The organism is Hydrogenophaga sp. GW823-FHT04C09 (assembly GCF_058796355.1).
On record NZ_JBXAIO010000002.1, the window covers coordinates 523,270 to 543,293 of the forward strand.

Consider the following 20,024-nt stretch of genomic DNA (forward strand, 5'->3'; position numbering starts at 1 on the left):
CATGAACAGCCCTTCCCTGAACCGTTTGTTTTTCACCGCCGCCTTCGTCCTGGGCCTGCTGGCCATCGCCTGGGTGGGCGCGGGTTTTGTCGGCTCCAGCCTTTTCGCGCTCGCCATGACCGCGGTCATCGGCGCGGTCTACCTGCTGGGCGCGCAGGAGATCCGGCGCTACCGGCAGACCACCGCCTCGCTCGCCGAGGCGCTGGCCAACGTGCCGCAGCCGCTGGCCACCCTGGGCGACTGGCTCGCGCGCGTGCCGCCCGGCCTGCAGAACGCCGTGCGCCAGCGCATCGAGGGCGAGCGCGGCGCGCTGCCCGGGCTGGCGCTCACGCCCTACCTGATCGGCCTGCTGGTGATGCTGGGCATGTTGGGCACCTTCCTCGGCATGGTGGTCACCTTCAAGGGCGTGGTGTTCACGCTCGAAGGCTCGGCCGACCTGCAGGCCATCCGCTCGGCGCTGGCCGCGCCCATCAAGGGCCTGGGCCTGGCCTTCGGCACCTCGGTGGTCGGCGTGGCCACCTCGGCCATGCTGGGCCTGATGTCCGCCATCGCCCGGCGCGAGCGCGCCGACGTGGCTCGCCAGCTCGAAGCCCACACCGCCACCGTGTTCCGCCCGTTCTCGCTGGCCCACCAGCGCCAGGCCACCTTCGACGCCCTGCAGCAGCAGGCCGGTGCGCTGCCCGCCGTGGTGAACCAGCTGCAGGCGCTCATGGCGCAGCTCGAACGCCGCAGCCAGCAGATGGACGAGCAGCTGCTGACCCGCCAGACCCAGTTCCACCAGGCGGCGAGCGAGGCCTACCAGGGCCTGGCGACATCCGTGGAGCGGTCGCTCAAGGACAGCGTGAGCGCCAGCGCCCAGGCCGCCGGTGAGAGCCTGCGGCCCGTGGTGGACAGCGCCAAGGGCACCATCGCGCTGATGGCGCAGATCGAGCAGCGCGGCCAGCAACTGGACGAACAGCTGCTGGCGCGGCAGACGCAGTTCCACCGGGAGGCCAGCGAGGCCTACCAGGGCCTGGCGAACTCGGTCGAGAAGACGCTCAAGGACAGCCTGAGCGCCACCGCCCGCGCGGCCGGCGAGAGCCTGCAGCCGGTGGTGGAGAACGCCATGGGCGCGCTCGCGCGGGAGTCGACGCAACTGCACGAGCGCGTGAGCGCGGCGGTGCAGGCGCAGATGAACCAGCTCTCCGAGCGCTTCGGCGCCACCGCGGGCACCGTGGCCGACGGCTGGACGGCTGCCCTGCAGCAGCACGCCCACACCAGCGAACAGCAGGCGCAGGGCCTGGACCGCGCGCTCACCGCCTTCACCACCAGCTTCGAACAGCGTTGCGCCGCGCTGATCACCGGCGTGCAGGAAACCGTGAGCCGCTCGCACGCCGAGCAGACCACGGCCGACCAGCAGCAGCACGCCGCGTGGGCGCAGACCTTGCAGACCCTGGCGGCCACACTGCAAAACGAATGGCGACAGCTCGGCGCGCAGACCCTGGCCCAGCAACAGACCGTGGCGCAGACGCTGGAACGGACCGCGACCCTCTGGCGCGACGAACTCGCCAGCCTGCGCCGCGAAGAAGCCGCGCGCGACCAGGCCAGCGCGCAGCGCGTGGGCGAGCTGCAGGCTTCGCTGAACGACCAGGTGGCGACCCACCTCGCGACGCTGGGCACCGCGCTCGAAGCGCCGATGGCGCGCCTGCTGGACACCGCCGCCGAGGCGCCCAAGGCCGCGGCCGAGGTGATCGCCCAGCTGCGCCAGGAGATGAGCCAGCTCACCGCGCGCGACAACACGGCGCTGCAGGAACGCGCCGCGCTCATGCACAACATCGACGCGCTGCTGCAGTCCGTGCAGCAGGCCACGGGCGAACAGCGCGCCGCCGTCGAATCGCTCGTCACCTCCGCCGGCGCGGTGCTCGACCAGGTGGGGCGCCAGTTCGCCGACACCGTGGGCGTGCAGGCCGTGCGCGCCGAAGAGGTGGCCGCGCAGGTCAACGGCAGTGCCATCGAACTCGCCGCCCTGGGCGAGGCCTTCGGCCACGGCGTGCAGCTCTTCAGCACCACCAACGAGAAGCTGATCGAGAACCTGCAGCGCATCGAAAGCGCCGTCACGCAGTCCATGGCGCGCAGCGACGAACAGCTGGCCTACTACGTGGCGCAGGCGCGCGAGGTGATCGACCTCAGCATCAGCTCGCAGCAAGGCATCGTGGAAGACCTGCGCCGCCTGCGCGAGCCGCGGCCCGCCGAGAAGAAGGCCGCGTGATGATCGGCCTGGACGACCGCCACATCGAGGACGAGGACGGCACCGACCACACCGCGCCGGTGTGGGCCGTGTTCGGCGATCTCATGTCCGGCCTGGTGGGCGCCTTCGTGCTCATCCTGGTCGGCGTGCTCGTGGTGCAGATGGACCTGGTGGCCAGCCTGCAGGCCGAGGTGCAGAAGCGCCAGCAGGAAGAGCAGCGCCGCATGGCCCTGGAAAAAGCCCTGGCCATTCCGCTGCAGAACGGCCGTGTGACGCTGGACAACGGCCGCATCGGCATCAGCGGCAGCGTGCTGTTCGCGCTCAACTCCGACGAGCTGCGCCCCGAAGGCCGGCAGATCCTGCAGAGCCTGGTGCCGCCGCTGCAGGTCTACCTGGGCGAGCGCGACGAGATGCTGATGGTCAGCGGCTTCACCGACGACCGCCCGGTGCAGGCCACCAACCAGCGCTTCGCCGACAACCTCGAACTCTCGGCCCAGCGCGCGCTCACCGTCACGCGCGCGCTGATCCAGGAAGGCATGCCGCCGCAGCGCGTGTTCAGCGCGGCCTTCGGCGCCGAGCAGCCCGTGGCTTCCAACGGCAGCGAGAAGGGCCGCGCGCTCAACCGCCGCGTGGAGATGGCACCCGTGCCCAAGACGGCCCCGGCGCCCACCCCGAAGCCCTGAGATGAGCCACGACGCCGACGCCGTGCACGCCCATTACCTGGCCGCCCTGGCGCGCCGCCTGGAGGCCGCGCCCGAGGCCGTGCAACGCCTGCTGCGCGCGAAGCTGCCGGTGGTGGCGCCCGCCGAAGAGCTTGCCCAGGACACGGTGGCGCCCGCCGCACCGCCCCGGCGCCCGCGCGCGCCACCGCCCAAGCCGCTCACCCCGCTGGGCCGGCTCCACCAGCACATCGCCACCGCCACGCAGGCGCCGGGCACCGCCGCGGGCCGCCCCGAACTGCGCAGCGCGCAGGCGTTTCGCGAAACCTGGTCGCGCCTGTGCGCCGAAGACGAGGTGGTGCAGGCCGTGCAGCGCGGTCCCGAAAACGCCGGCCCGCTCAACTCGCACATGCTGGTGTTGCGCACCCTGGGCCTGCTGCGCGAACTCTCGCCGGACTACCTGCGCCGTTTCATGGCGCACGCCGACACCCTGCTGTGGCTGGAGCAGGCGAGCGCCCAGCTCAAGCAGCCGGCCGGCAAGCCCAAGGCGGCGCGGCAGAAGAAATGAACGCCATGACCCACCCCGTGCCCGCCGGGATCGCCGGACAACTCGCGGCCACCCGCGCCGTGCTGGAGCGCCACCTGGGCGACACACTGGAGGCGATCCACCTGTTCGGCTCGGCCCTGGACGGTGGACTGCAAATCTTCAGCGACGTGGACCTGATGGTCACGGTGAGCGCGCCCCTGGCGGAGCCGGTGCGTCGCGCGCTGATGGTGGATCTGCTGTCCGTCTCCGCGCCACCCGGCACCGAGGGGCCGCTGCGCGCGCTCGAAGTCACGGTGCTCGCGCGCGGCGACGTGGTGCCCTGGCGGCATCCCGCGCGGCGCGAAATGCAGTTCGGCGAATGGCTGCGCGACGACCTGTTGGCCGGCACCATCGAGCCCGCCATGGAGGACCACGACCTGGCGATCCTGCTGAGCAAGCTGCGGCAACACAGCGCCGCGCTGATGGGACCGCCCGCGGCCGAGCTGTTCGAGCCCGTGCCTCCCGCCGATTTCGCGCAGGCGCTGCTCGACACCGTGGCGCAGTGGAACGAGGCGCCCGACTGGGTGGGCGACGAACGCAACGTGGTGCTCGCCCTGGCGCGCATCTGGTTCAGCGCGGTCACCGGCGGGATTGCCTCCAAGGACGCCGCCGCCACTTGGGCGCTCGAGCGCCTGCCCGAAAGGCATCGGCCTGTCCTGGCCAAGGCGCGCTCGGCCTACCTGGGCCACGCGCGAGACGATCTGGCCGAACACGCGGAAGGCGTGGCGGCGTTCGTGCGGCATGTCCGGGCCGAGATCGAGCGCGTGGGTTCGACGGATTGAGCCTACGCCCACTGTGCCGATCAAATCCGCCTATATTTTTCACCCATGAACCTGCCCGCATCGCCCATTGCCGGGGTCGCCAGCCCGACCTCGATCGACAAGAAAAAGATCAAATTCCTGCTGCTGGAGGGCGTGCACCCCTCTGCGGTGGAGGTGCTGCGTGCCGCTGGCTACAGCCAGATCGAGAGCCTGCCCGGCGCGCTGCCCGAGGACGAGCTCAAGCACCGGATCGCCGACGTGCATTTCCTGGGCATCCGTTCCCGCACCCAGCTGAGCGCCGAGGTGCTGGCCCATGCCCAGCGGTTGGCGGCGGTGGGGTGCTTCTGCATCGGCACCAACCAGGTCGACCTGAGCGCGGCCAGCGCGCGGGGCGTGGCGGTGTTCAATGCGCCGTTCTCCAACACCCGGTCGGTGGCCGAGCTGGTGCTGGCCGAGGCGATTCTGCTGATGCGCGGCATCCCCGAGAAAAACGCGGTGTCCCACCGGGGTGGCTGGCTCAAATCGGCCAGCCATTCCTACGAGATCCGGGGCAAGACGCTGGGCATCGTGGGGTATGGCTCCATTGGCGCGCAGTTGTCGGTGCTGGCGGAAGCGCTGGGCATGCAGGTGGTGTTTTTCGATGTGGTCACCAAGCTGCCGATGGGCAACGCGCGCCAGGTGCCGAGCCTGGCCGATGTGTTGAGGCAGGCCGACGTGGTGAGCCTGCACGTGCCGGAAACCGCCGCGACACAATGGATGATCGGTGCGACCGAGCTGGCCCTGATGAAAGCCGAGGCGGTGCTGATCAATGCGGCGCGCGGCCAGGTGGTGGTGATCGAGGCCCTGGCCGAAGCCATTCGACAGAAACGCCTGCTGGGTGCGGCGATCGATGTGTTTCCCCAGGAGCCCCGCGGCAACGACGACCTCTTCGAGTCGCCGTTGCGGGGTCTGGACAACGTGATTCTGACGCCGCACATCGGCGGCTCGACGAAGGAGGCGCAGGAAAGCATCGGCGTGGAGGTGGCGGCCAAGCTGGTGAAGTACAGCGACAACGGCACCACGACCTCGTCGGTCAACTTCCCCGAGGTGGCGCTGCCGGCCCACCCCGGGCATCACCGACTGCTGCATGTGCACCAGAACGTGCCGGGCGTCATGTCCCGCATCAACCAGGTGTTCTCCGACAACCACATCAACATTGCCGGGCAGTTCCTGCAGACCCGGGGCGAGGTGGGCTATGTCGTGATCGATGTCGATGCGGCTTATTCGGACATCGCGCTGGCCCGCCTGCTCGATGTGCCGGGCACGCTGCGTTGCCGCGTGCTGTTCTGATACTGGCCCGGCGCCTGGCCCACATGGCGGCTGAAGGCGGTGCTGAAGCTGCTGGCCGAGCCGTAGCCCACGCGCTCGGCCACCTCGACCAACGCCATGCCGTCGCGGCGCAGCAGGTCCTTGGCCAGCGCCATGCGCCAGGCCAGCAGGTATTCCATGGGGCGCAGACCGACGGCGCGTGAGAAGCGGTCGAAGAAGGCCGAGCGCGACAGCGCCGCCTGCCGGGCGAGTTCGTCCACCGTCCAGGCGCGCGCGGGCTCGCCGTGCAGGAGGCGCATCGCCGCCGCCAGCCGCGCATCGGCCAGGCCGCGCAGCAAGCCGGGTGGGGCGCCTTCGCCGGTGGTGGAGCGCAGCGCCTCGATCAGCAGCACCTCCACCAGCCGGCCCAGCACCAGCTCGCGGCCGGCGCGCTGTTCGGTCGATTCCTCTCGCACCAGCCGCACCAGCACCGAGAGCCGCTCGATGCCGCGCACGTGCAACAAAGCGGGCAGCAGCGAGACCAGCAGGGCCGCGTCGGGCGAGCCGAAGGCGAAGTAACCGCCGAGCATGCGCACGTCCGGCGGGCCGTCGGGCCGGCCGTGGCGCAGGTCGCCCTGCGCGCCGGCCGCCTGCAGGGCGTCGATCGCCACCGGCTCCACCGGCTCGAAACCCGAGAGCGTGAAGCCCGGCGTGGCCGGCATCAACACGAAATCGCCCGCTTCCAGGGTGATGGGTTCCTGGCCCTGGACGGCGAGCAGGCAGCGGCCCTCGAGCAGGGTGCAGAAGCTGGGCTGCCCGAAGGCCGAGTAGCGCACGCCCCAGGCGCCGGCGCCGCTGATCACTTTCGAGAACACCGCGCGGGGCCGCAGCAAGGCGATGACGTCGGCAAGTGGATCCACCATGATTGGACTTTGGCGAATGATTTATGGACTTTTGATTGTAGTAAGTCCGTTTTTGTCGCGATATCGTGGCGACCTTCTCCACTTCATTTGCAAGGATCTCTCCATGAAAACCGTTCTGATCACCGGCTGCTCGTCTGGCTACGGCCTCGAAACCGCGCGCCACTTTCTCGCCCAGGGCTGGCACGTGGTGGCCACCATGCGCACGCCGCGCTGGGACCTGCTGCCGGCCTCGGAGCGCCTGACCGTCCTGCCGCTGGACGTGACCGACCCGGCCAGCATCGCCAGCGCCCTGCAGGCCGCCGGGCCCATCGACGTGCTGGTGAACAACGCCGGCCTGGGCCTGTTCGGGGCCTTCGAGGCCACGCCCCTGGCCACGGTGCGCGAGATCTTCGAGGCCAACACCTTCGGCACCATGGCGATGACGCAGGCCGTGTTGCCGCAGTTCCGCGAACGCCGCGCGGGCAGGGTGGTCAACGTCACTTCCAGTGCCACGCTCGCGCCCATGCCGCTGGTGGCGGCTTACACCGCGAGCAAGACCGCCATCGAAGGCTTCACCGCCTCGCTCGCGCACGAGCTGCAGGCCTTCAACGTGCGCGTGAAGCTGGTCGAGCCGGGTTACGCGCCCACCACGCGCTTCACCGAGAACGGCGCGCAGCGCATGCAGGGGCTGATCCCCGAGGCCTACGCGCCCTATGCGCAGAGTGTCTTCGCCAGCCTGGGCTCGGCCTCGGCCTTCACCGTGGAGTCGGACGTGGCCGAGGCCGTGTGGCTGGCCGCGAACGACGCCTCACCCCGGCTGCATTACCCGGCGGGCGCGGACGCGGTGGCGCTGGCCCGGCAGGCCGCCTGACGCGCGCCCGGTGCGGCTCACTCCGCCTCGATGCCGGCGGCCTTGATGACGCGGCCCCACATGTCGGTCTCGCTGGCCTGGAACTTCACCAGCTCGGCCGGTGAGGTGGGGAACACCTCGCCGCCGCTGCCGGCGAAGAACTGGCGCACCGCCGGGCTCTCGATGGCCTTGTGCAACAGCTCGTTGAGCCGCGTCACGACCGGCGCCGGGGTGCCGGCCGGCGCGTAGGCCGCGAACCAGTAACCCATGTCGTAGCCCTTCACGCCCGCTTCGGCGATGGTGGGCACGTCGGGCAGCGACGCCATGCGCCTGGCCGAGGTGACGCCCAGCGCGCGCACCTTGCCGGTGGTGATCTGCGGCATGCCGGTCGAGGCGTCGGTGAACATCATGGTGATCTGCCCGCCGAGCAGGTCGGTGATGCCCATGGGGTTGCTGCGGTAGGGCACGTGCAGGATGTTGACGTTGGCCATTTGCTGGAACAGCTCGCCCGCCACGCGGCTGGACGAACTGCCGCTGCCGAAAGACAGCTTGCCCGGCGCCTGCTTCGCGGCGGCCAGCACGTCGGCCACGCTCTTGTAGGGCGCGTCCGCGCGCACGATCATGATCTGGCCGCCCTTGCCGATGCCGGTGATGGCGGCGAAGTCCTTCACTGGGTCGTAGGAGAGCTTCTTGTACAGGTGCTGGTTGGCCGCGTGCGTGGTGTTGGTGGTGATGAGCACGGTGTGGCCGTCCTTGGGCGCGTTGGCCGCGGCCTGGGCCGCGATCATGCCGCTGGCGCCGGCCTTGTTGTCCACCACCACCGGCTGCCCGGTCTGCTCGCTGACCGATTGGCCCAGCGCGCGCGCCAGGATGTCGGTGGCGCTGCCGGCGGCGAAGGGCACGATGAAGGTGATGGGCTTGGTGGTGAGCGAAGCCTGGGCGAAGGCGGCCGGCAGGGCCAGCAACGAGGCGAGCGCGACCACGGCGTGGCGGCGGGTGAAGGGGCTGTTGTTCATGTCTGTCTCCTGGGGTGGATGGTGAAGGAAGAAGCGCCTCAGCCCGAGGGGCCGTGCAGTTGGGAAACCAGGTGGGCGGGGACCTCGAGTTCGAGCGCCAGCAGGTGGAAGGACAGGGCCTTGCCGTGGCTGTCCAGGTTCAGGGCGTCGTTGACGCCGCCGTCGAGCACGTCGTCCAGCACGAAGTTCATGGCGTGCAGCCTGGGCAGCAGGTGGCGCACCACCTGGCTGGGCTGGCGGTGCCGGAAATGCGCGGCGACGCGCTCGGCGGTGATCTGCGCCACGATCAAGGGGTAAAGCGCCTCGCTCCAGGCGATCACGCTGATGTTGGATCGGTTGCCCTTGTCGCCGGTGCGGCCGTGGGCGGCGCGCCAGAGGGGCACGGTGAGGACGGTGGGGCTCACTGGAGTACCTTCGCCCTGTGGGCTGCGGTGCGAGCTTGCTTGGGAGCGGCCCTGCGCTGCGCTCATGCGCCGTCTCCTTCGTCCAGCAGGCGAAAGCCGGTGGGCACCAGCGCGCGGTCCATGGGGCAGGAGGCGGTGCCCAGGGTGGGGCGCAGCGCGGTGCGCACGCCACCACCACCCGCCGGGCCGCAGGTGTAGAGCGCCGTCACCTCGCGCATCAGCCGCTGCGCCATGGCCTTGTCCGCGTGGCGCGTGGCCACGCGCAAGCGCACGTCGGTGGCCGAGCCGGGATCGGTGTGCTGCAGCCAGCGGCCCTGGTCGTCGGCCAGCACGCTGGCCACGCCGATCAGGTCGATGCGCAGCGGGCCCAGCCCGTTCAGGCGCTGGGTGAGCACCTCGGCGGCGAGCCTGGCGCGCTGCTCCGCGCGCACGCCTGCGTAGGAGATCTCGCCCTCGGCCAGCCAGCCGCTCTCGAAGCACACGTTCACCTTCAGCGTGTCCGGCCGCCCATGGCCGCGCACGCCGCTGAGCCGCACCCGGTCCCGGCCTACCTGTTCGACGCGGGCCTCGGTGATGTCGGCCACCACATCGGGCGTGAGGTAGGCGCGCGGGTCGTGCACCTCGTAGAGCAGCTGTTCCTTGACGGTGTGCCCGTCCACCATGCCACCGGTGCCCTCGGGTTTGAAGACCGTGCAGCTGCCGTCCTGCGCGATGGCCGCAATGGGGTAGCCCACCCGCGCCAGGTCCGGCACGTCCTTCACGCCGGGGTCGGCGTAATAACCGCCCGTGACCTGCGCGCCGCACTCCAGCAGGTGGCCGGCCATGGTGGCGCCCGCGATCCGGTCCCAGTCGTCCAGGGCCCAGCCATGGTGGGCCAGGGCTGGTCCGAGCACCAGGGACGGGTCGGCGACGCGGCCGGTCACCACCACGTCGGCGCCCGCGCGCAGCGCATCGGCGATGGGCTGCGCGCCGATGTAGGCGTTGGCGCTGATGACGGCGCGGCCCGCCAGCTGCGCCGCCAGGTCGGCGGACATCAGCGTGTCCGTCACGCGGTGGGCCACGTCGTCGCCGTGCACCACCGCCACCCGGGGCTCGCGCAGACCCAGGGAGCGCGCGATGGCCTGGATGCGCCGGCCCGCGCCGAGCGGGTTGGCCGCGCCGAAGTTGCTCACGATGGGAATGCGGTGCGCCAGGCAGCGCGCGAGCACGGGCCGCACCAGCTCGTCCAGCATCGGCTCGAAGCCGCCGTCCGGGTCCTGCAGCCGCGCCAGTTGCGCCAGCGCCAGCGTGCGCTCGGCCAGGGTTTCGAAGATCAGGCAGGTCGGGCCGCCGGTCTGGATGAGCGCATCGACCACCGGCCCGGCGGCGTCGGTGCGGTCGCCGGAGAAGCCGGCGGCCGAGCCCACGTGAATCACCGTTGTGTTTGCCATGCCGCGCACTGTAGGCGCCGGGCACTCATCCTGTGAAACTCAAACTTCAGATATATTGATCTGAAATGCAGATCAATCTGTCCACCCGCGAACTGCGCGCCTTCGTGGCGCTGGCCGAGCAGCGCAACTTCACCCGCGCGGCCTCGCTGTGCCACCTGTCCCAGCCTGCGTTCTCCGCGCTCATCCAGTCGCTGGAAGCCAACCTGGGTGGCCGCCTGTTCGAGCGCACCACGCGCCACGTGGAACTCACCGCCGAGGGCGAGGCCTTTCTGGACGCCGCGTTGCGCCTGCTCAAGGACGCCGACACCGCCATCGAAGGGGTGCGCGACCACGTGGCGCGGCGCCGGGGCCGGGTGGCGATCGCCATCCTGCCCTCGCTCGCGGCCGGCTGGTTGCCGCCCCTGCTCGCGCGCTTCCACCAGGCCCACCCCGGCATCGAACTCGACGTGGCCGACGTGCTGTCCGACGAATGCCTGGAGCGGGTGCGGGCCGGCCGGGCGGACTTCGCCCTGGCCTCATCGCGCACCGACGCGGCCGAGCTGCACACCGAGCGTTTCTGCTCGGACGATTTCCATGTGGTGTTTCCCGAAGGCCACGCGCTCGCGGCCGGTGCGGGCGCGGTGCGCCTGGCCGAGTTGCATGCCTTCCCGATGGTGCAGCTGGCCCGTTCCAGCAGCGTGCGCCAGTACGTCGAGGCCGCGATCTACCCGCACCGCATGCGCACGGTGATGGAGCTGGAGCAGCTCAGCACCGTGGCCGGCATGGTGCGCGCGGGACTGGGCATCACCATCGTGCCCTCGCTCACGCTGTTCCACTTCGAGCAGCCCGGCCTGGGCGCGCGCCAGATCAAGTCGGCCGGGCTGAAGCGGCAGGTGTTCCTGGTGCGCCGCGCGGACCGCGCGCTGTCCTCGGCGGCGCAGGGGCTTCACAGCCTGCTGATGAAGCACCGGCCCTGAGCCGGTGTCCCCCGAGGCGGCTTCCGAACTTTCCGGACGATGGGGGCACTTAGCGGCCCATGATCAACCGTTCCCAAGATTCTTTCGTGCATTCCAGCAGCGTCGGCTGGCCCAGCAACTCCTCGCTCAGCGCCGACGACGTGCGGATGGACAAGCGGTCCACGCTGGCCGTGCACCAGCTGTTCTTCGACCAGTTGAACCACGTCGCCAACCTGGGCAGGGGCCCGCTCAAGGGCCATTGGTTCAAGGGCATCGACAGTGGCGATGAAAGCGCCATCCGCGAAAGCATGGACGCCGCGCTGTCGCAGAACAAGTGGGCCGCCGTTCAAACACTCCATCTGTATGCCAGGGCGCTCAGAGAGCACCAGACGACGGGCTCCTGCTGCCTTTCCCACACCGACCGGATTCAGAAGCTGATTGCGCTGCGCCTGACCAGTGAAGACGTGTGGCGCGAGCTGAGCACGATCGATCTTTCGCGTGGTGTGAACGTCATCGGCGACCAGAACAACGTGAACGTCGGTGGCGACCACAACACCGTGAATGTCATCGGCCACAGCAACCAGATTACCGTCAACGGCCACCACAATCAAGTGGCCCGCACCAACCCCATCGATGCCTGGACATCGGCCCACAACGCCAACGTGTCCACGACGGCCAATCCCAACCATTCCGACGTTCTCGGCCTTCGCGAGAACGCCTTTCCCTGAGGCGGTCCGGTCAACCCAGCTCCGCCAGCCCCGGGTTGAACACCACTTCCCACAGGTGCCCGTCCGGGTCCTGGAAGTGGCCGGCGTAGCCGCCGTAGAAGGTCTCTTGCGCGGGCTTGACGATGCGCGCGCCGGCTTCGGTGGCCTGCCGCATCACGGCGTTCACCGCCTCGCGCGAGTCCACGTTGTGGCCCAGCGAGAGTTCCAGCGCGCTCGACGCCTGCGCGGTGGGCGAGAGCAGCGGCAGGCCGGTGTCGGCCGCCAGGCTGCGGCGCGGCCAGAGCGCGAGCTTCAGGCCGCTCTGCAGATTGAAGAAGGCCACGGCACCGTTCTCGAACTCGGTGCCGATGATGCCCTTGGTGGCCAGGCCCAGGCCGTCGCGGTAGAAAGCCACCGCGCGTTCGAGGTCGTCCACGCCGAGGGTGATGACGGTGATGCGGGGCTTCATGGCCAGGGCTCCCTTCAGCGGCGCAGCTTGTAGCCGGTGCGGAACACCCACCAGATGAAACCCAGGCACAGCGCCATGAACACCAGCGTCATGCCCGTGCTCACGGCGATGTGCACGTCGGCCACGCCGTAGAAGGCCCAGCGGAAACCGCTGATGAGGTAGACCACCGGGTTGACCAGCGAGACCGTCTGCCACAGCGGCGGCAGCATGTTGATGGAGTAGAACGCGCCGCCCAGAAAGGTCAGCGGCGTCACCACCAGCAGCGGGATCACCTGCAGCTTCTGGAAGTTGTCGGCCCACAGGCCGATGATGAAGCCGAACAGGCTGAAGGTGACGGCGGTGAGCAGCAGGAAGCCGAGCATCCACACCGGATGCGCGATGTGGTACGGCACGAACACGCGCGCCGTGAGCAGGATCAACAGGCCCAGCATCACGGACTTGGTGGCCGCCGCGCCCACGTACCCCAGCAGCACCTCGATCCACGACACCGGCGCGGACAGCAGCTCGTAGATGGTGCCCGACCACTTGGGCATGTAGATGCCGAACGAGGCGTTGGAGATGCTCTCGCTCAGCAGCGAGAGCATGACCAGGCCAGGGATGATGAAGGCGCCGTAGGTGACGCCGTCGATGTCGCCCATGCGCGAGCCAATGGCGGTGCCGAAGACGATGAAATAGAGCGAGGTGGTGAGTACCGGCGCGAGGATGCTTTGCGTGATGGTGCGGAAGGTGCGCGCCATCTCGAAGCGGTAGATGGCCTTGATGCCGTGGATGTTCAGGCTCATGCGCGGGCCTCCTGTTTCTTGTGGACGAGGCTCACGAAGATGTCTTCGAGCGAGCTTTCACTGGACTGCAGGTCCTTGAAGTCGATGCCCTGCGCGTGCAGCGTGCGCAGCAGTTCGGCGATGCCGGTTTCGTCCTTCTGGGTGTCGAAGGTGTAGGTGAGCGTGTGGCCGGCGCCGGAGAGTTCGAGCGGCCAGCGCGCGAGCGCCTCGGGCACGCGCTCCAGCGGGTGCTGCAGCGTGAGCACCAACTGCTTCTTGCCGAGCTTGCGCATCAGCACGTCCTTGTCTTCCACCACGATGAGTTCGCCCTGGTTGATGACGCCGATGCGGTCGGCCATGTCCTCGGCTTCCTCGATGTAGTGCGTGGTCAGGATGATGGTGGTGCCGCGGTCGCGCAGCTCGCGCACCATGCGCCACATGTCGTGCCGCAGCTCCACGTCCACGCCCGCGCTGGGCTCGTCGAGGAACAGGATCTTGGGCTCGTGCGACAGCGCCTTGGCGATCAGCACGCGCCGCTTCATGCCACCCGAGAGCGTGAGGATCTTGTTGTCCTTCTTGTCCCAGAGCGAGAGATCGCGCAGCACCTTCTCGATGTAGACCGGGTCGGGCGCCTTGCCGAACAGGCCCCGGCTGAAGCTCACCGTGGCCCAGACGGATTCGAAGGCGTCGGTGTGCAGTTCCTGCGGCACCAGGCCGATGGCGGCGCGCGCCGCGCGGTAGTCGCGCACGGTGTCGTGCCCGTCGGCGATCACCACGCCCTCGCTCGCATTCGCAATGCCGCAGACGATGCTGATGAGCGTGGTCTTGCCCGCGCCGTTGGGGCCGAGCAGGGCGAAGATCTCGCCCCGGCGGATGTCGAGATCGACGCGCTTGAGTGCCTGGAAACCGCCCGCGTAGGTCTTGCTCACGCCGCGCACGGACACGATGGGGTCGGCGGTGTTCACCGCCTGGGAAGAAAGGGACATGGAGCCTCCTGAAGCGCCACACTCTAGCACTGTTTTTGTGTACAGTGGTCATCCCATGCCGAACGTCCACATTCCGATTCAGGCCATCAAGGGCCGGGGGATCAGCCACCAGCAGCCGCACCGCTTCCTGCGCGACGAGCGCCAGGCGTTCGACGACGGCTGGGGTGCGCTGGACGAGGCCGCACTCGCGCGGGGCGAGGTGCCGCCCCCGGCCACCCAGGTGACCTGGGAAAACTGCAAGAGCGCGATCACCAGGAACGACTCGCCCGACGTGGGCTTCATGCTCGGCCTCAACCCCTACCGGGGCTGCGAGCACGGCTGCGTGTACTGCTACGCGCGGCCCACGCACAGCTACCTCAACCTCTCGCCGGGCCTGGACTTCGAGACCAAGATCATCGCCAAGCGCAACCTCGCCGAGGTGCTGCGGCGCGAACTCGCCAGCCCGCGCCACGTGCCCGGCCTGCTGGCCATCGGCACCGTGACCGACGCCTACCAACCCATCGAACGCGAACTCAGGCTCACCCGGGCCGCGCTCGAGGTGCTGGCGCAGGCGAAACACCCACTGGCCATCGTCACCAAGGGCAGCGGCGTGGAGCGCGACATCGACATCCTCGCGCCCCTGGCCGCGCAAGGCCTGGCGGCGGTCTACGTGACCATCACCTCGCTCGACGGCAAGCTCGCCCGCGCGCTGGAGCCGCGCGCGGCCGCGCCGCACCGGCGCCTGCGCATCCTGCGCACGCTGGCCGACGCGGGTATTCCGGTGGGCGTGAGCGTGGCGCCGCAGATCCCCTTCATCACCGACGACATGGAGCAGGTGCTCGAAGCCGCGTGGGACGCCGGCGCGCGCCGCGCCTTCTACACCGTGCTGCGCCTGCCGTGGGAACTGAGCCCGATGTTCCGCCAGTGGCTGGACCTGCACTACCCGGACCGCGCCCTGCGCGTGATGGCGCGCGTGCAGGAAATGCGCGGCGGCAAGGACTACGACGCGGACTTCGCGCAGCGCATGCGCGGCAGCGGCATCTGGGCCGACCTGATCCGCCAGCGCTTCAACAAGACCTGCGCGCGCCTGGGTTTCAACACCGAGCGCGAGCCGCTGGACACCTCGCAGTTCAAGCCGCAGGCGCTGCGGGCGCAGCAGGAGCTGTTCTGAACCGCGCGATCAGCCCGGCATGAGCTCCGGCGCCGCCGCCAGGTACTCCGTCGCGCGGCGCTTGGCGCGGATGTCGTCGTACACCCGCTGCGCCTGGGCCGGCGTCATCTTCAGCGCGAGCGCGAGTTCTTCGGCCGAGCGGCCGTGTTCCAGCGCCCACAGCGCGATGTCCATCTGCGCGTACGGCAGCGCGAAGTAGAACTCGTCCTGGCCTTGCGGCAGGGTGTAGGTGTCGGTCGTGGGCACGGCGTTGCAGATCGCGTCGGGCAGGCCGAGGTGGCGCGCCATGGCGTAGACCTGGGTTTTGTAGAGGTGCGCGATGGGTTTGAGGTCGGCCGAGCCGTCGCCGTTCTTCACGAAGAAGCCCTGGTCGTATTCCAGCCGGTTGGGCGTGCCCACCACGGCGTAGTTGAGCCGGTCGGCGTGGTAGTAGTCCATGGTCTTGCGCACGCGCTGCTTGAAGTTCGTGGCGGCCACGATCTGCAAATACTCGCGCAGCGGCAGGCGCACGCTTTGCTGTTCACCGCCGGGCGATTGCACGACGAGTTTGAAGAAGTTGATGCCGCCTTCCACACCGCCGGCGATCACGATCTTGTTCTTCCAGCCTTCGCCGTACGCGGGCACCACGCGGCGGATGGCTTCGTCGCGCTGCTCGTAGCAGCCCAGGGCTTCGAGCGCGGGCGCGATGTCGTGCACCTGGTATTCGATGCCCAGGTGCTCGGCCAGCTGGCGGCCGCGCTCGGTGCTGAAGCCGCTGGAGTCGCGCTCGGGCAGCAGCAGGCCGAACACCTTTTTCGCCCCCAGCGCGCGCACGGAGAGCGCGGCGCACACCGAGCTGTCGATGCCGCCGCTGATGGCCACCACCAGGCCGCGCCGGCGCAGCTTCTGCGTGAGCACCTGCGGGATCCATTGCGCGATGCGCTGCAGCTCGGCCTCGCAGTCCAGCGCCAGGGACTCGGGGCCCAGGGGCACGGCGCTCATCAGGCCACCCCTTGCTGTTTGCGCTGCACGAAGGCCTCGATGGCGTTCAGCGAGTCCAGGTTCTCCGGCACCATCTCGTCGTCGCCGATCTTGAAGCCGTAGGTCTCTTCCAGGTGCGCCACCAGCTCCAGGAAACCGGTGGAGTCCAGCACCTGGTGTTCCAGGAAGGAGTCGTCGTCGCCGGGCGAGACGGCGCCTGCGCCGAGCAGGAAGTTCTCTTCGATGTAGCGCCGCACGTCGGCTTTGATGGTGCTCATGGATGGGGTTCCGTTGGGGGTTGCAAGGTTGAAAGAAGAAAACATCAGGCCAGGTCGCGGCGGCGCAGCTTGCCGGACTCGGTGAGCGGCAGCTCGTCGACGAAGGCCACGGTCTTGGGCGCCATCCAGCTCTCCAGCCGGGCCAGGCAATGGCGGATGATCTCGCGTTCGCTCAGCGTCGCGCCCTCGCGCAGGCGCACGAAGGCTTTCACGGCCAGGCCCAGGCGCTCGTCGGGCGTGCTGGTGACGGCGGCTTCGCGCACGCCGGGCAGTTCGCAGATGGCGTGTTCCACCTCCAGCGGGTAGACCTTCTCGCCGCGCGACTTGAACATGTCGTCGGTGCGGCCCACGCAGTAGAGCCAGCCGTCGGCGTCGCTGCGGAAGACGTCGCCGGTGCGCAGGGTGTTCTCGCCCGGGCGCGGGCCGGGCGAGAGGCGGCTGGGCTGGCCGGCGGGCGCGTTCCAGTAGCCCGCGCTCACGTGCGCGCCGCAGACCACCAGTTCGCCGGTGCTGCCATGGGGCAGGCGCTGGCCGCTCTCGTCTTCCAGCCAGTGTTCCTGGTGCGGGATGCCGCGCCCCACGCTCTCGGGCCGGGTGTCCACTTCCTCGTGCGGCAGGTAGCTCGCGCGCATGCATTCGGTGAGGCCGTACATCAGCAGCAGCCGCGCGTGCGGCAGGCGCTCGCGCAGTTGCGCGGTGTGCGCGGCGGGCAGGGCGGCGGCGGCGTTGGTGATGAGGCGCAGCGCGCTCAGGTTGTGCGCGCTCAGGTCCAGCGCGAGCAGGCTGGCCCACAGCGTGGGCACGCCGGGGAACACGGTGACGCGCTGCGCGGCGAGCCGCTGCAGCAAGCGCATGGGGAAGGCGGCGGTGTTCTCCAGCACCAGCGTGGCGCCGATGCCCAGGCCCATGAGCACGTGGTACAGGCCGTAGCTGAAGGTGGGCGGCAGGGCCAGGCCGATCACGTCGTCGTGCGCCAGGTGCAGGTAGGCCTGCACCGCGCGCCAGGCCGCGAGCATGTTGGCGTGGCTGAGCATCACGCCCTTGGGCACGCCGGTGGTGCCCGAGGTGTAGATGAGCGCGGCGAGGTCGCCCGGATTGCCGGGCCCGGCATGGGCCGTGGCCGTGGTGGTGGGTTGCGGCCAGGGCTGGGCGTTCGTGTCGCCCTGGGCCCACACCAGGGGTGCCTGGGGCGTGTCGGCCAAGGCCGCTGCCCACGCCGTGGCCAGCGAGGCCTGAGTGAGCAGGGCGCGCGCGCCGGTGTCGGCCAGCACGTGGGCGAGCTTGGCGGCCTTGGTCTGCGGCCCCAGCGGCACCACCACGGCGCCCAGGCGCCAGACCGCGTGCAGGCCGGCCACGTAGTCCACGCCGCTGTCGAGCAGCAGCACCACGCGGTCGCCCGCGCCGATGCCGGCGGCGTGCAGCGCGTTGGCGACGCCGTTCACGCGCTCGTTGAGTTCGCGGTAACTGACGTCGCGGTCGGCGACGATCACGGCGGTCTTGTCGGGCACTTCGAGGCAGCGCGCATCGAAGGCGCTGTGCACGAAGGGGCCGGGCAGGAAGGCGAGTGCGCTCATGCCAGCTCCAGCGCGGGGGTGGCGGGCCGCACGAACTGCCCGTGCAGCAGCATGGTGGAGAGCACGCCCACGAAGGCCATGTTGTCGGCGAAGCCGATGGCGCGGCCGGCCGCGCACTTGGCGCTCAGGCGCGCGACGGCGGGCGCGTCGAACAGGCCGGCGTCGCGCACGCTGGCCTCGCTCAGCAGCTCGGCCACCCAGGGCAGGGGTTTACCGGCCTCGAAGAAGCTGGCGCTGTCGGGTGAGCGGTAGGGCTGCTTGGTGCGGCGGCCGATCTGCGGCGGCAGCTCGTGCGCGAAGGCCTCGCGCAGCAGCAGCTTCTCGCTCAGGCCGCGCATCTTCAGGCGCGGCGGCAGGCGGCTGGCGAAGGCGATCACGCGCGGGTCGAGGAAGGGGTAGCGCCCTTCGATCGACGCGGCCATGGCCATGCGGTCGCCCTGCGCGGCGAGCAGGTAGCCGCTCATGAGGGTGTGCGCTTCCACGTACTGGTCGCGCGCCATGGGCAGCCACTGGCCGAAGCCGTCCGGCAGGCGCGCGCGCAGCTGGGCGGCCGGGTCGTGCCGCGCCAGGGCCTGCTGCTGTTCGGGCGTGAAGAAGGCCCAGGCGCGCCGCGTGGTGGACAGGCGGGTCTGGTGCGCGAAGACCGCGTCGTCGCCGGGCACGGTGCTGTCGGTGAAGAAGCGTTGCGACATCGCGTTGGAGCCGCCGGGCGAGCGCGCGAGCCAGGGGTAGAGCCGCTCGACCACGCGGGCGCGGCGCGGCGAGTCGGGCAGTTGCGCGACGAAGCGGCGGATCTTCGCTTCCTTGAACAGGTCGTAGCCGCCGAAGACCTCGTCGGCCCCTTCGCCGGTGAGCACCACCTTGTAGCCGGCGGCGCGCACGCTGTCGGCCAGGCGCAGCATGGGCGTGGGGGCGGTGCGCACCAGCGGGGTCTCGGCGTGCCACACGGTGCGCGCGAATTCGGCGGCGATGTGGTGCCGGCCGCAGCCGATGGACGAGTGCTGCGTGTTCAGGTGCCGCACCATGGCCTGCTGGTGCTCGCTTTCGTCGAACTCGGCGTCGTCGAAGGTGAGCGAGAAGCTGCGCAGCGGTGTGTCGGTGTGGCGGCGGATGATGGTGGTGAGGATGGACGAGTCCAGCCCGCCGCTGAGGTAGGCGCCCACCGGCACATCGGCGCGCAGCTGCAGGCGCACCGCGTCCACCAGCAGGGCGTGCAGTTCGTCGGCCAGCGCGTCTTCGTCCACCGGCGCGAAGGGGTCGGTGACGGGGAAGTCCCAGTCCCACCAGCGCGTGAGCGTTTCGCCCTGCGCGTCCACCACCAGGCAGTGGCCGGGCGGCAGGCAGTGGATGCCTTCGAAGGCCGAGCGCGGCGCGAGCGGCGCCCACCAGCCGAAGCTGGCGGCCAGGCCGGCGGGGTCCAGCCCGCGCGGCACCTCAGGCAGCGCGAACAGGGCCTTGGCTTCGGAGGCGAAGGCCAGCCGCGGGCCCACGCGCGTCCAGAACAGCGGGCGGATGCCCACGCCGTCGCGCGCCAGCAGCAGGCGCTGGCGCGGGCCGTCCCACAGGCCGAGGGCGAACTGCCCGTTCAGGCGCGAGAGAAAGGCATCGCCCCAGGCCTGATAGGCGTGCAGCAGCACCTCGGTGTCGGAGTCGGTGGCGAAGCGGTGGCCGGCCTGGCGCAGCTCTTCGCGCAGCTCGATGTAGTTGAAGATCTCACCGTTGAAGACCAGCTGCACGCGGCCGTCCGCGCTGCCCATGGGCTGGGCGCCGCCTTCAGGGTCGATGATGGCCAGCCGCGCATGGGCCAGGCCGATCGGGCCATCGACCCAGGTGCCCCGTCCGTCCGGGCCGCGGTGGCCCAGCGTGCCGATCATGGCGTCCAGCTCGGCCCGCGCGGGCGGGCGCCGGGGGCTGAAGAGGCCTGCGATGCCGCACATGTTCAGGCCCTCGCAGCGCGGTGTGGCGGGTCAGAGCGCATCGCTGTCGTCGCTCGCGTCGGTCAGGCCCCAGCGGGCCTGGGGGGGGGGGGGGGGGGGGGGGGGGGGGGGGGGGGGGGGGGGGGGGGGGGAGAGGGGGGGGGGA

The 20,024-nt window shown here is 70.2% G+C and carries 20 protein-coding genes; 9 read left to right on the forward strand and 11 right to left on the reverse strand.

The genetic code is table 11. The features are described from left to right. The first annotated feature begins 1 nt into the window (after position 1). From AC1Q9M_RS07650 to serA, 5 genes are read left to right on the forward strand one after another with little or no spacing between them, the layout of a single operon-like run. Positions 2-2,248: a DUF802 domain-containing protein gene (locus AC1Q9M_RS07650; RefSeq protein ID WP_492433146.1), complete on the forward strand. Its 2,247-nt coding sequence runs from the start codon at positions 2-4 to the stop codon at positions 2,246-2,248. Then, complete coding sequence (locus AC1Q9M_RS07655) at positions 2,248-2,910, forward strand: OmpA family protein (protein WP_291115632.1); 663 nt, start codon at positions 2,248-2,250, stop codon at positions 2,908-2,910. Before AC1Q9M_RS07650 ends, AC1Q9M_RS07655 begins: the two co-directional genes overlap by 1 nt. Position 2,911: 1 nt before the next feature. Then, positions 2,912-3,454, forward strand: a complete 543-nt coding sequence (locus AC1Q9M_RS07660) for a DUF2894 domain-containing protein (protein ID WP_382328797.1) — start codon at positions 2,912-2,914, stop codon at positions 3,452-3,454. 5 nt (positions 3,455-3,459) lie between these two features. Beyond that, positions 3,460-4,254 carry an AadA family aminoglycoside 3''-O-nucleotidyltransferase gene (locus tag AC1Q9M_RS07665; protein ID WP_382323533.1) on the forward strand — a complete coding sequence of 265 codons (795 nt, stop codon included), beginning with the start codon at positions 3,460-3,462 and terminating at the stop codon, positions 4,252-4,254. Between the two features lie 45 nt (positions 4,255-4,299). Beyond that, the gene (gene serA / locus AC1Q9M_RS07670; RefSeq protein ID WP_492433149.1) at positions 4,300-5,562 is read left to right on the forward strand and encodes a phosphoglycerate dehydrogenase; all 1,263 of its coding nucleotides are present in this window, start codon (positions 4,300-4,302) and stop codon (positions 5,560-5,562) included. On the opposite strand, the gene AC1Q9M_RS07675 is transcribed toward serA, so the two are convergent. After that, complete coding sequence (locus tag AC1Q9M_RS07675; protein ID WP_444688323.1) at positions 5,493-6,443, reverse strand: AraC family transcriptional regulator; 951 nt, start codon at positions 6,441-6,443, stop codon at positions 5,493-5,495. The genes serA and AC1Q9M_RS07675 overlap by 70 nt on opposite strands. A gap of 103 nt (positions 6,444-6,546) precedes the next feature. Here AC1Q9M_RS07675 and AC1Q9M_RS07680 point away from each other — a divergent pair, with 103 nt between their 5' ends. Then, positions 6,547-7,293, forward strand: a complete 747-nt coding sequence (locus AC1Q9M_RS07680) for an SDR family oxidoreductase (protein ID WP_444688322.1) — start codon at positions 6,547-6,549, stop codon at positions 7,291-7,293. 17 nt (positions 7,294-7,310) lie between these two features. Here the strand turns inward: AC1Q9M_RS07680 and AC1Q9M_RS07685 are convergent, their stop codons facing one another. The 3 genes from AC1Q9M_RS07685 to AC1Q9M_RS07695 form a co-directional block, all read right to left on the reverse strand. Continuing rightward, positions 7,311-8,288 carry a Bug family tripartite tricarboxylate transporter substrate binding protein gene (locus tag AC1Q9M_RS07685; RefSeq protein ID WP_492433152.1) on the reverse strand — a complete coding sequence of 326 codons (978 nt, stop codon included), beginning with the start codon at positions 8,286-8,288 and terminating at the stop codon, positions 7,311-7,313. 38 nt (positions 8,289-8,326) lie between these two features. Beyond that, positions 8,327-8,692, reverse strand: coding sequence for an AtuA-related protein (locus AC1Q9M_RS07690; protein ID WP_492433154.1), 366 nt, complete (start codon positions 8,690-8,692; stop codon positions 8,327-8,329). A 62-nt stretch (positions 8,693-8,754) separates the two neighbouring features. Then, complete coding sequence (locus tag AC1Q9M_RS07695; RefSeq protein ID WP_492433156.1) at positions 8,755-10,122, reverse strand: acyclic terpene utilization AtuA family protein; 1,368 nt, start codon at positions 10,120-10,122, stop codon at positions 8,755-8,757. 65 nt (positions 10,123-10,187) lie between these two features. Here AC1Q9M_RS07695 and AC1Q9M_RS07700 point away from each other — a divergent pair, with 65 nt between their 5' ends. Then, entirely contained in the window at positions 10,188-11,078 is an 891-nt protein-coding gene (locus AC1Q9M_RS07700; RefSeq protein WP_382323538.1) for a LysR family transcriptional regulator, read from the forward strand. 59 nt (positions 11,079-11,137) lie between these two features. Beyond that, entirely contained in the window at positions 11,138-11,785 is a 648-nt protein-coding gene (locus AC1Q9M_RS07705) for a hypothetical protein (protein WP_492433158.1), read from the forward strand. Positions 11,786-11,795: 10 nt separating this feature from the next. On the opposite strand, the gene AC1Q9M_RS07710 is transcribed toward AC1Q9M_RS07705, so the two are convergent. Genes AC1Q9M_RS07710 through AC1Q9M_RS07720 form a run of 3 tightly spaced genes read right to left on the reverse strand, consistent with a single transcriptional unit; the run spans position 11,796 to position 13,980 of the window. Further along, positions 11,796-12,233 (reverse strand): VOC family protein, encoded by a 438-nt coding sequence (locus AC1Q9M_RS07710; RefSeq protein ID WP_492433160.1) that lies wholly within the window; start codon positions 12,231-12,233, stop codon positions 11,796-11,798. Positions 12,234-12,247: 14 nt separating this feature from the next. Further along, positions 12,248-13,009, reverse strand: a complete 762-nt coding sequence (locus AC1Q9M_RS07715) for an ABC transporter permease (protein ID WP_291116570.1) — start codon at positions 13,007-13,009, stop codon at positions 12,248-12,250. Between the two features lie 2 nt (positions 13,010-13,011). Then, entirely contained in the window at positions 13,012-13,980 is a 969-nt protein-coding gene (locus AC1Q9M_RS07720) for an ABC transporter ATP-binding protein (RefSeq protein ID WP_382160600.1), read from the reverse strand. A 55-nt stretch (positions 13,981-14,035) separates the two neighbouring features. Here AC1Q9M_RS07720 and AC1Q9M_RS07725 point away from each other — a divergent pair, with 55 nt between their 5' ends. Further along, positions 14,036-15,130: a PA0069 family radical SAM protein gene (locus tag AC1Q9M_RS07725; RefSeq protein ID WP_382327225.1), complete on the forward strand. Its 1,095-nt coding sequence runs from the start codon at positions 14,036-14,038 to the stop codon at positions 15,128-15,130. A 9-nt stretch (positions 15,131-15,139) separates the two neighbouring features. On the opposite strand, the gene nadE is transcribed toward AC1Q9M_RS07725, so the two are convergent. Genes nadE through asnB form a run of 4 tightly spaced genes read right to left on the reverse strand, consistent with a single transcriptional unit; the run spans position 15,140 to position 19,879 of the window. Beyond that, entirely contained in the window at positions 15,140-16,111 is a 972-nt protein-coding gene (nadE, locus tag AC1Q9M_RS07730; RefSeq protein ID WP_492433163.1) for an NAD(+) synthase, read from the reverse strand. Beyond that, positions 16,111-16,368, reverse strand: coding sequence for an acyl carrier protein (locus AC1Q9M_RS07735; RefSeq protein WP_492433165.1), 258 nt, complete (start codon positions 16,366-16,368; stop codon positions 16,111-16,113). Before AC1Q9M_RS07735 ends, nadE begins: the two co-directional genes overlap by 1 nt. Before the next feature lie 44 nt (positions 16,369-16,412). Then, positions 16,413-17,942 (reverse strand): class I adenylate-forming enzyme family protein, encoded by a 1,530-nt coding sequence (locus AC1Q9M_RS07740; protein WP_492433167.1) that lies wholly within the window; start codon positions 17,940-17,942, stop codon positions 16,413-16,415. Beyond that, entirely contained in the window at positions 17,939-19,879 is a 1,941-nt protein-coding gene (gene asnB, locus AC1Q9M_RS07745) for an asparagine synthase (glutamine-hydrolyzing) (RefSeq protein ID WP_382323546.1), read from the reverse strand. Before asnB ends, AC1Q9M_RS07740 begins: the two co-directional genes overlap by 4 nt. Positions 19,880-20,024: the final 145 nt, after the last annotated feature.

What these genes read in the sequence shown, in the direction of transcription:
- AC1Q9M_RS07655 (WP_291115632.1), top strand. Translation starts at nt 2,248, where the DNA reads ATGATCGGCCTGGACGACCGCCACATCGAGGACGAGGACGGCACCGAC.
- AC1Q9M_RS07665 (WP_382323533.1), top strand. Translation starts at nt 3,460, where the DNA reads ATGACCCACCCCGTGCCCGCCGGGATCGCCGGACAACTCGCGGCCACC.
- AC1Q9M_RS07740 (WP_492433167.1), bottom strand. Translation starts at nt 17,942, where the DNA reads ATGAGCGCACTCGCCTTCCTGCCCGGCCCCTTCGTGCACAGCGCCTTC.
- AC1Q9M_RS07685 (WP_492433152.1), bottom strand. Translation starts at nt 8,288, where the DNA reads ATGAACAACAGCCCCTTCACCCGCCGCCACGCCGTGGTCGCGCTCGCC.
- AC1Q9M_RS07705 (WP_492433158.1), top strand. Translation starts at nt 11,138, where the DNA reads ATGATCAACCGTTCCCAAGATTCTTTCGTGCATTCCAGCAGCGTCGGC.
- AC1Q9M_RS07695 (WP_492433156.1), bottom strand. Translation starts at nt 10,122, where the DNA reads ATGGCAAACACAACGGTGATTCACGTGGGCTCGGCCGCCGGCTTCTCC.
- AC1Q9M_RS07675 (WP_444688323.1), bottom strand. Translation starts at nt 6,443, where the DNA reads ATGGTGGATCCACTTGCCGACGTCATCGCCTTGCTGCGGCCCCGCGCG.
- asnB (WP_382323546.1), bottom strand. Translation starts at nt 19,879, where the DNA reads ATGTGCGGCATCGCAGGCCTCTTCAGCCCCCGGCGCCCGCCCGCGCGG.
- serA (WP_492433149.1), top strand. Translation starts at nt 4,300, where the DNA reads ATGAACCTGCCCGCATCGCCCATTGCCGGGGTCGCCAGCCCGACCTCG.
- AC1Q9M_RS07720 (WP_382160600.1), bottom strand. Translation starts at nt 13,980, where the DNA reads ATGTCCCTTTCTTCCCAGGCGGTGAACACCGCCGACCCCATCGTGTCC.
- nadE (WP_492433163.1), bottom strand. Translation starts at nt 16,111, where the DNA reads ATGAGCGCCGTGCCCCTGGGCCCCGAGTCCCTGGCGCTGGACTGCGAG.
- AC1Q9M_RS07700 (WP_382323538.1), top strand. Translation starts at nt 10,188, where the DNA reads ATGCAGATCAATCTGTCCACCCGCGAACTGCGCGCCTTCGTGGCGCTG.
- AC1Q9M_RS07710 (WP_492433160.1), bottom strand. Translation starts at nt 12,233, where the DNA reads ATGAAGCCCCGCATCACCGTCATCACCCTCGGCGTGGACGACCTCGAA.
- AC1Q9M_RS07725 (WP_382327225.1), top strand. Translation starts at nt 14,036, where the DNA reads ATGCCGAACGTCCACATTCCGATTCAGGCCATCAAGGGCCGGGGGATC.
- AC1Q9M_RS07735 (WP_492433165.1), bottom strand. Translation starts at nt 16,368, where the DNA reads ATGAGCACCATCAAAGCCGACGTGCGGCGCTACATCGAAGAGAACTTC.
- AC1Q9M_RS07680 (WP_444688322.1), top strand. Translation starts at nt 6,547, where the DNA reads ATGAAAACCGTTCTGATCACCGGCTGCTCGTCTGGCTACGGCCTCGAA.
- AC1Q9M_RS07650 (WP_492433146.1), top strand. Translation starts at nt 2, where the DNA reads ATGAACAGCCCTTCCCTGAACCGTTTGTTTTTCACCGCCGCCTTCGTC.
- AC1Q9M_RS07660 (WP_382328797.1), top strand. Translation starts at nt 2,912, where the DNA reads ATGAGCCACGACGCCGACGCCGTGCACGCCCATTACCTGGCCGCCCTG.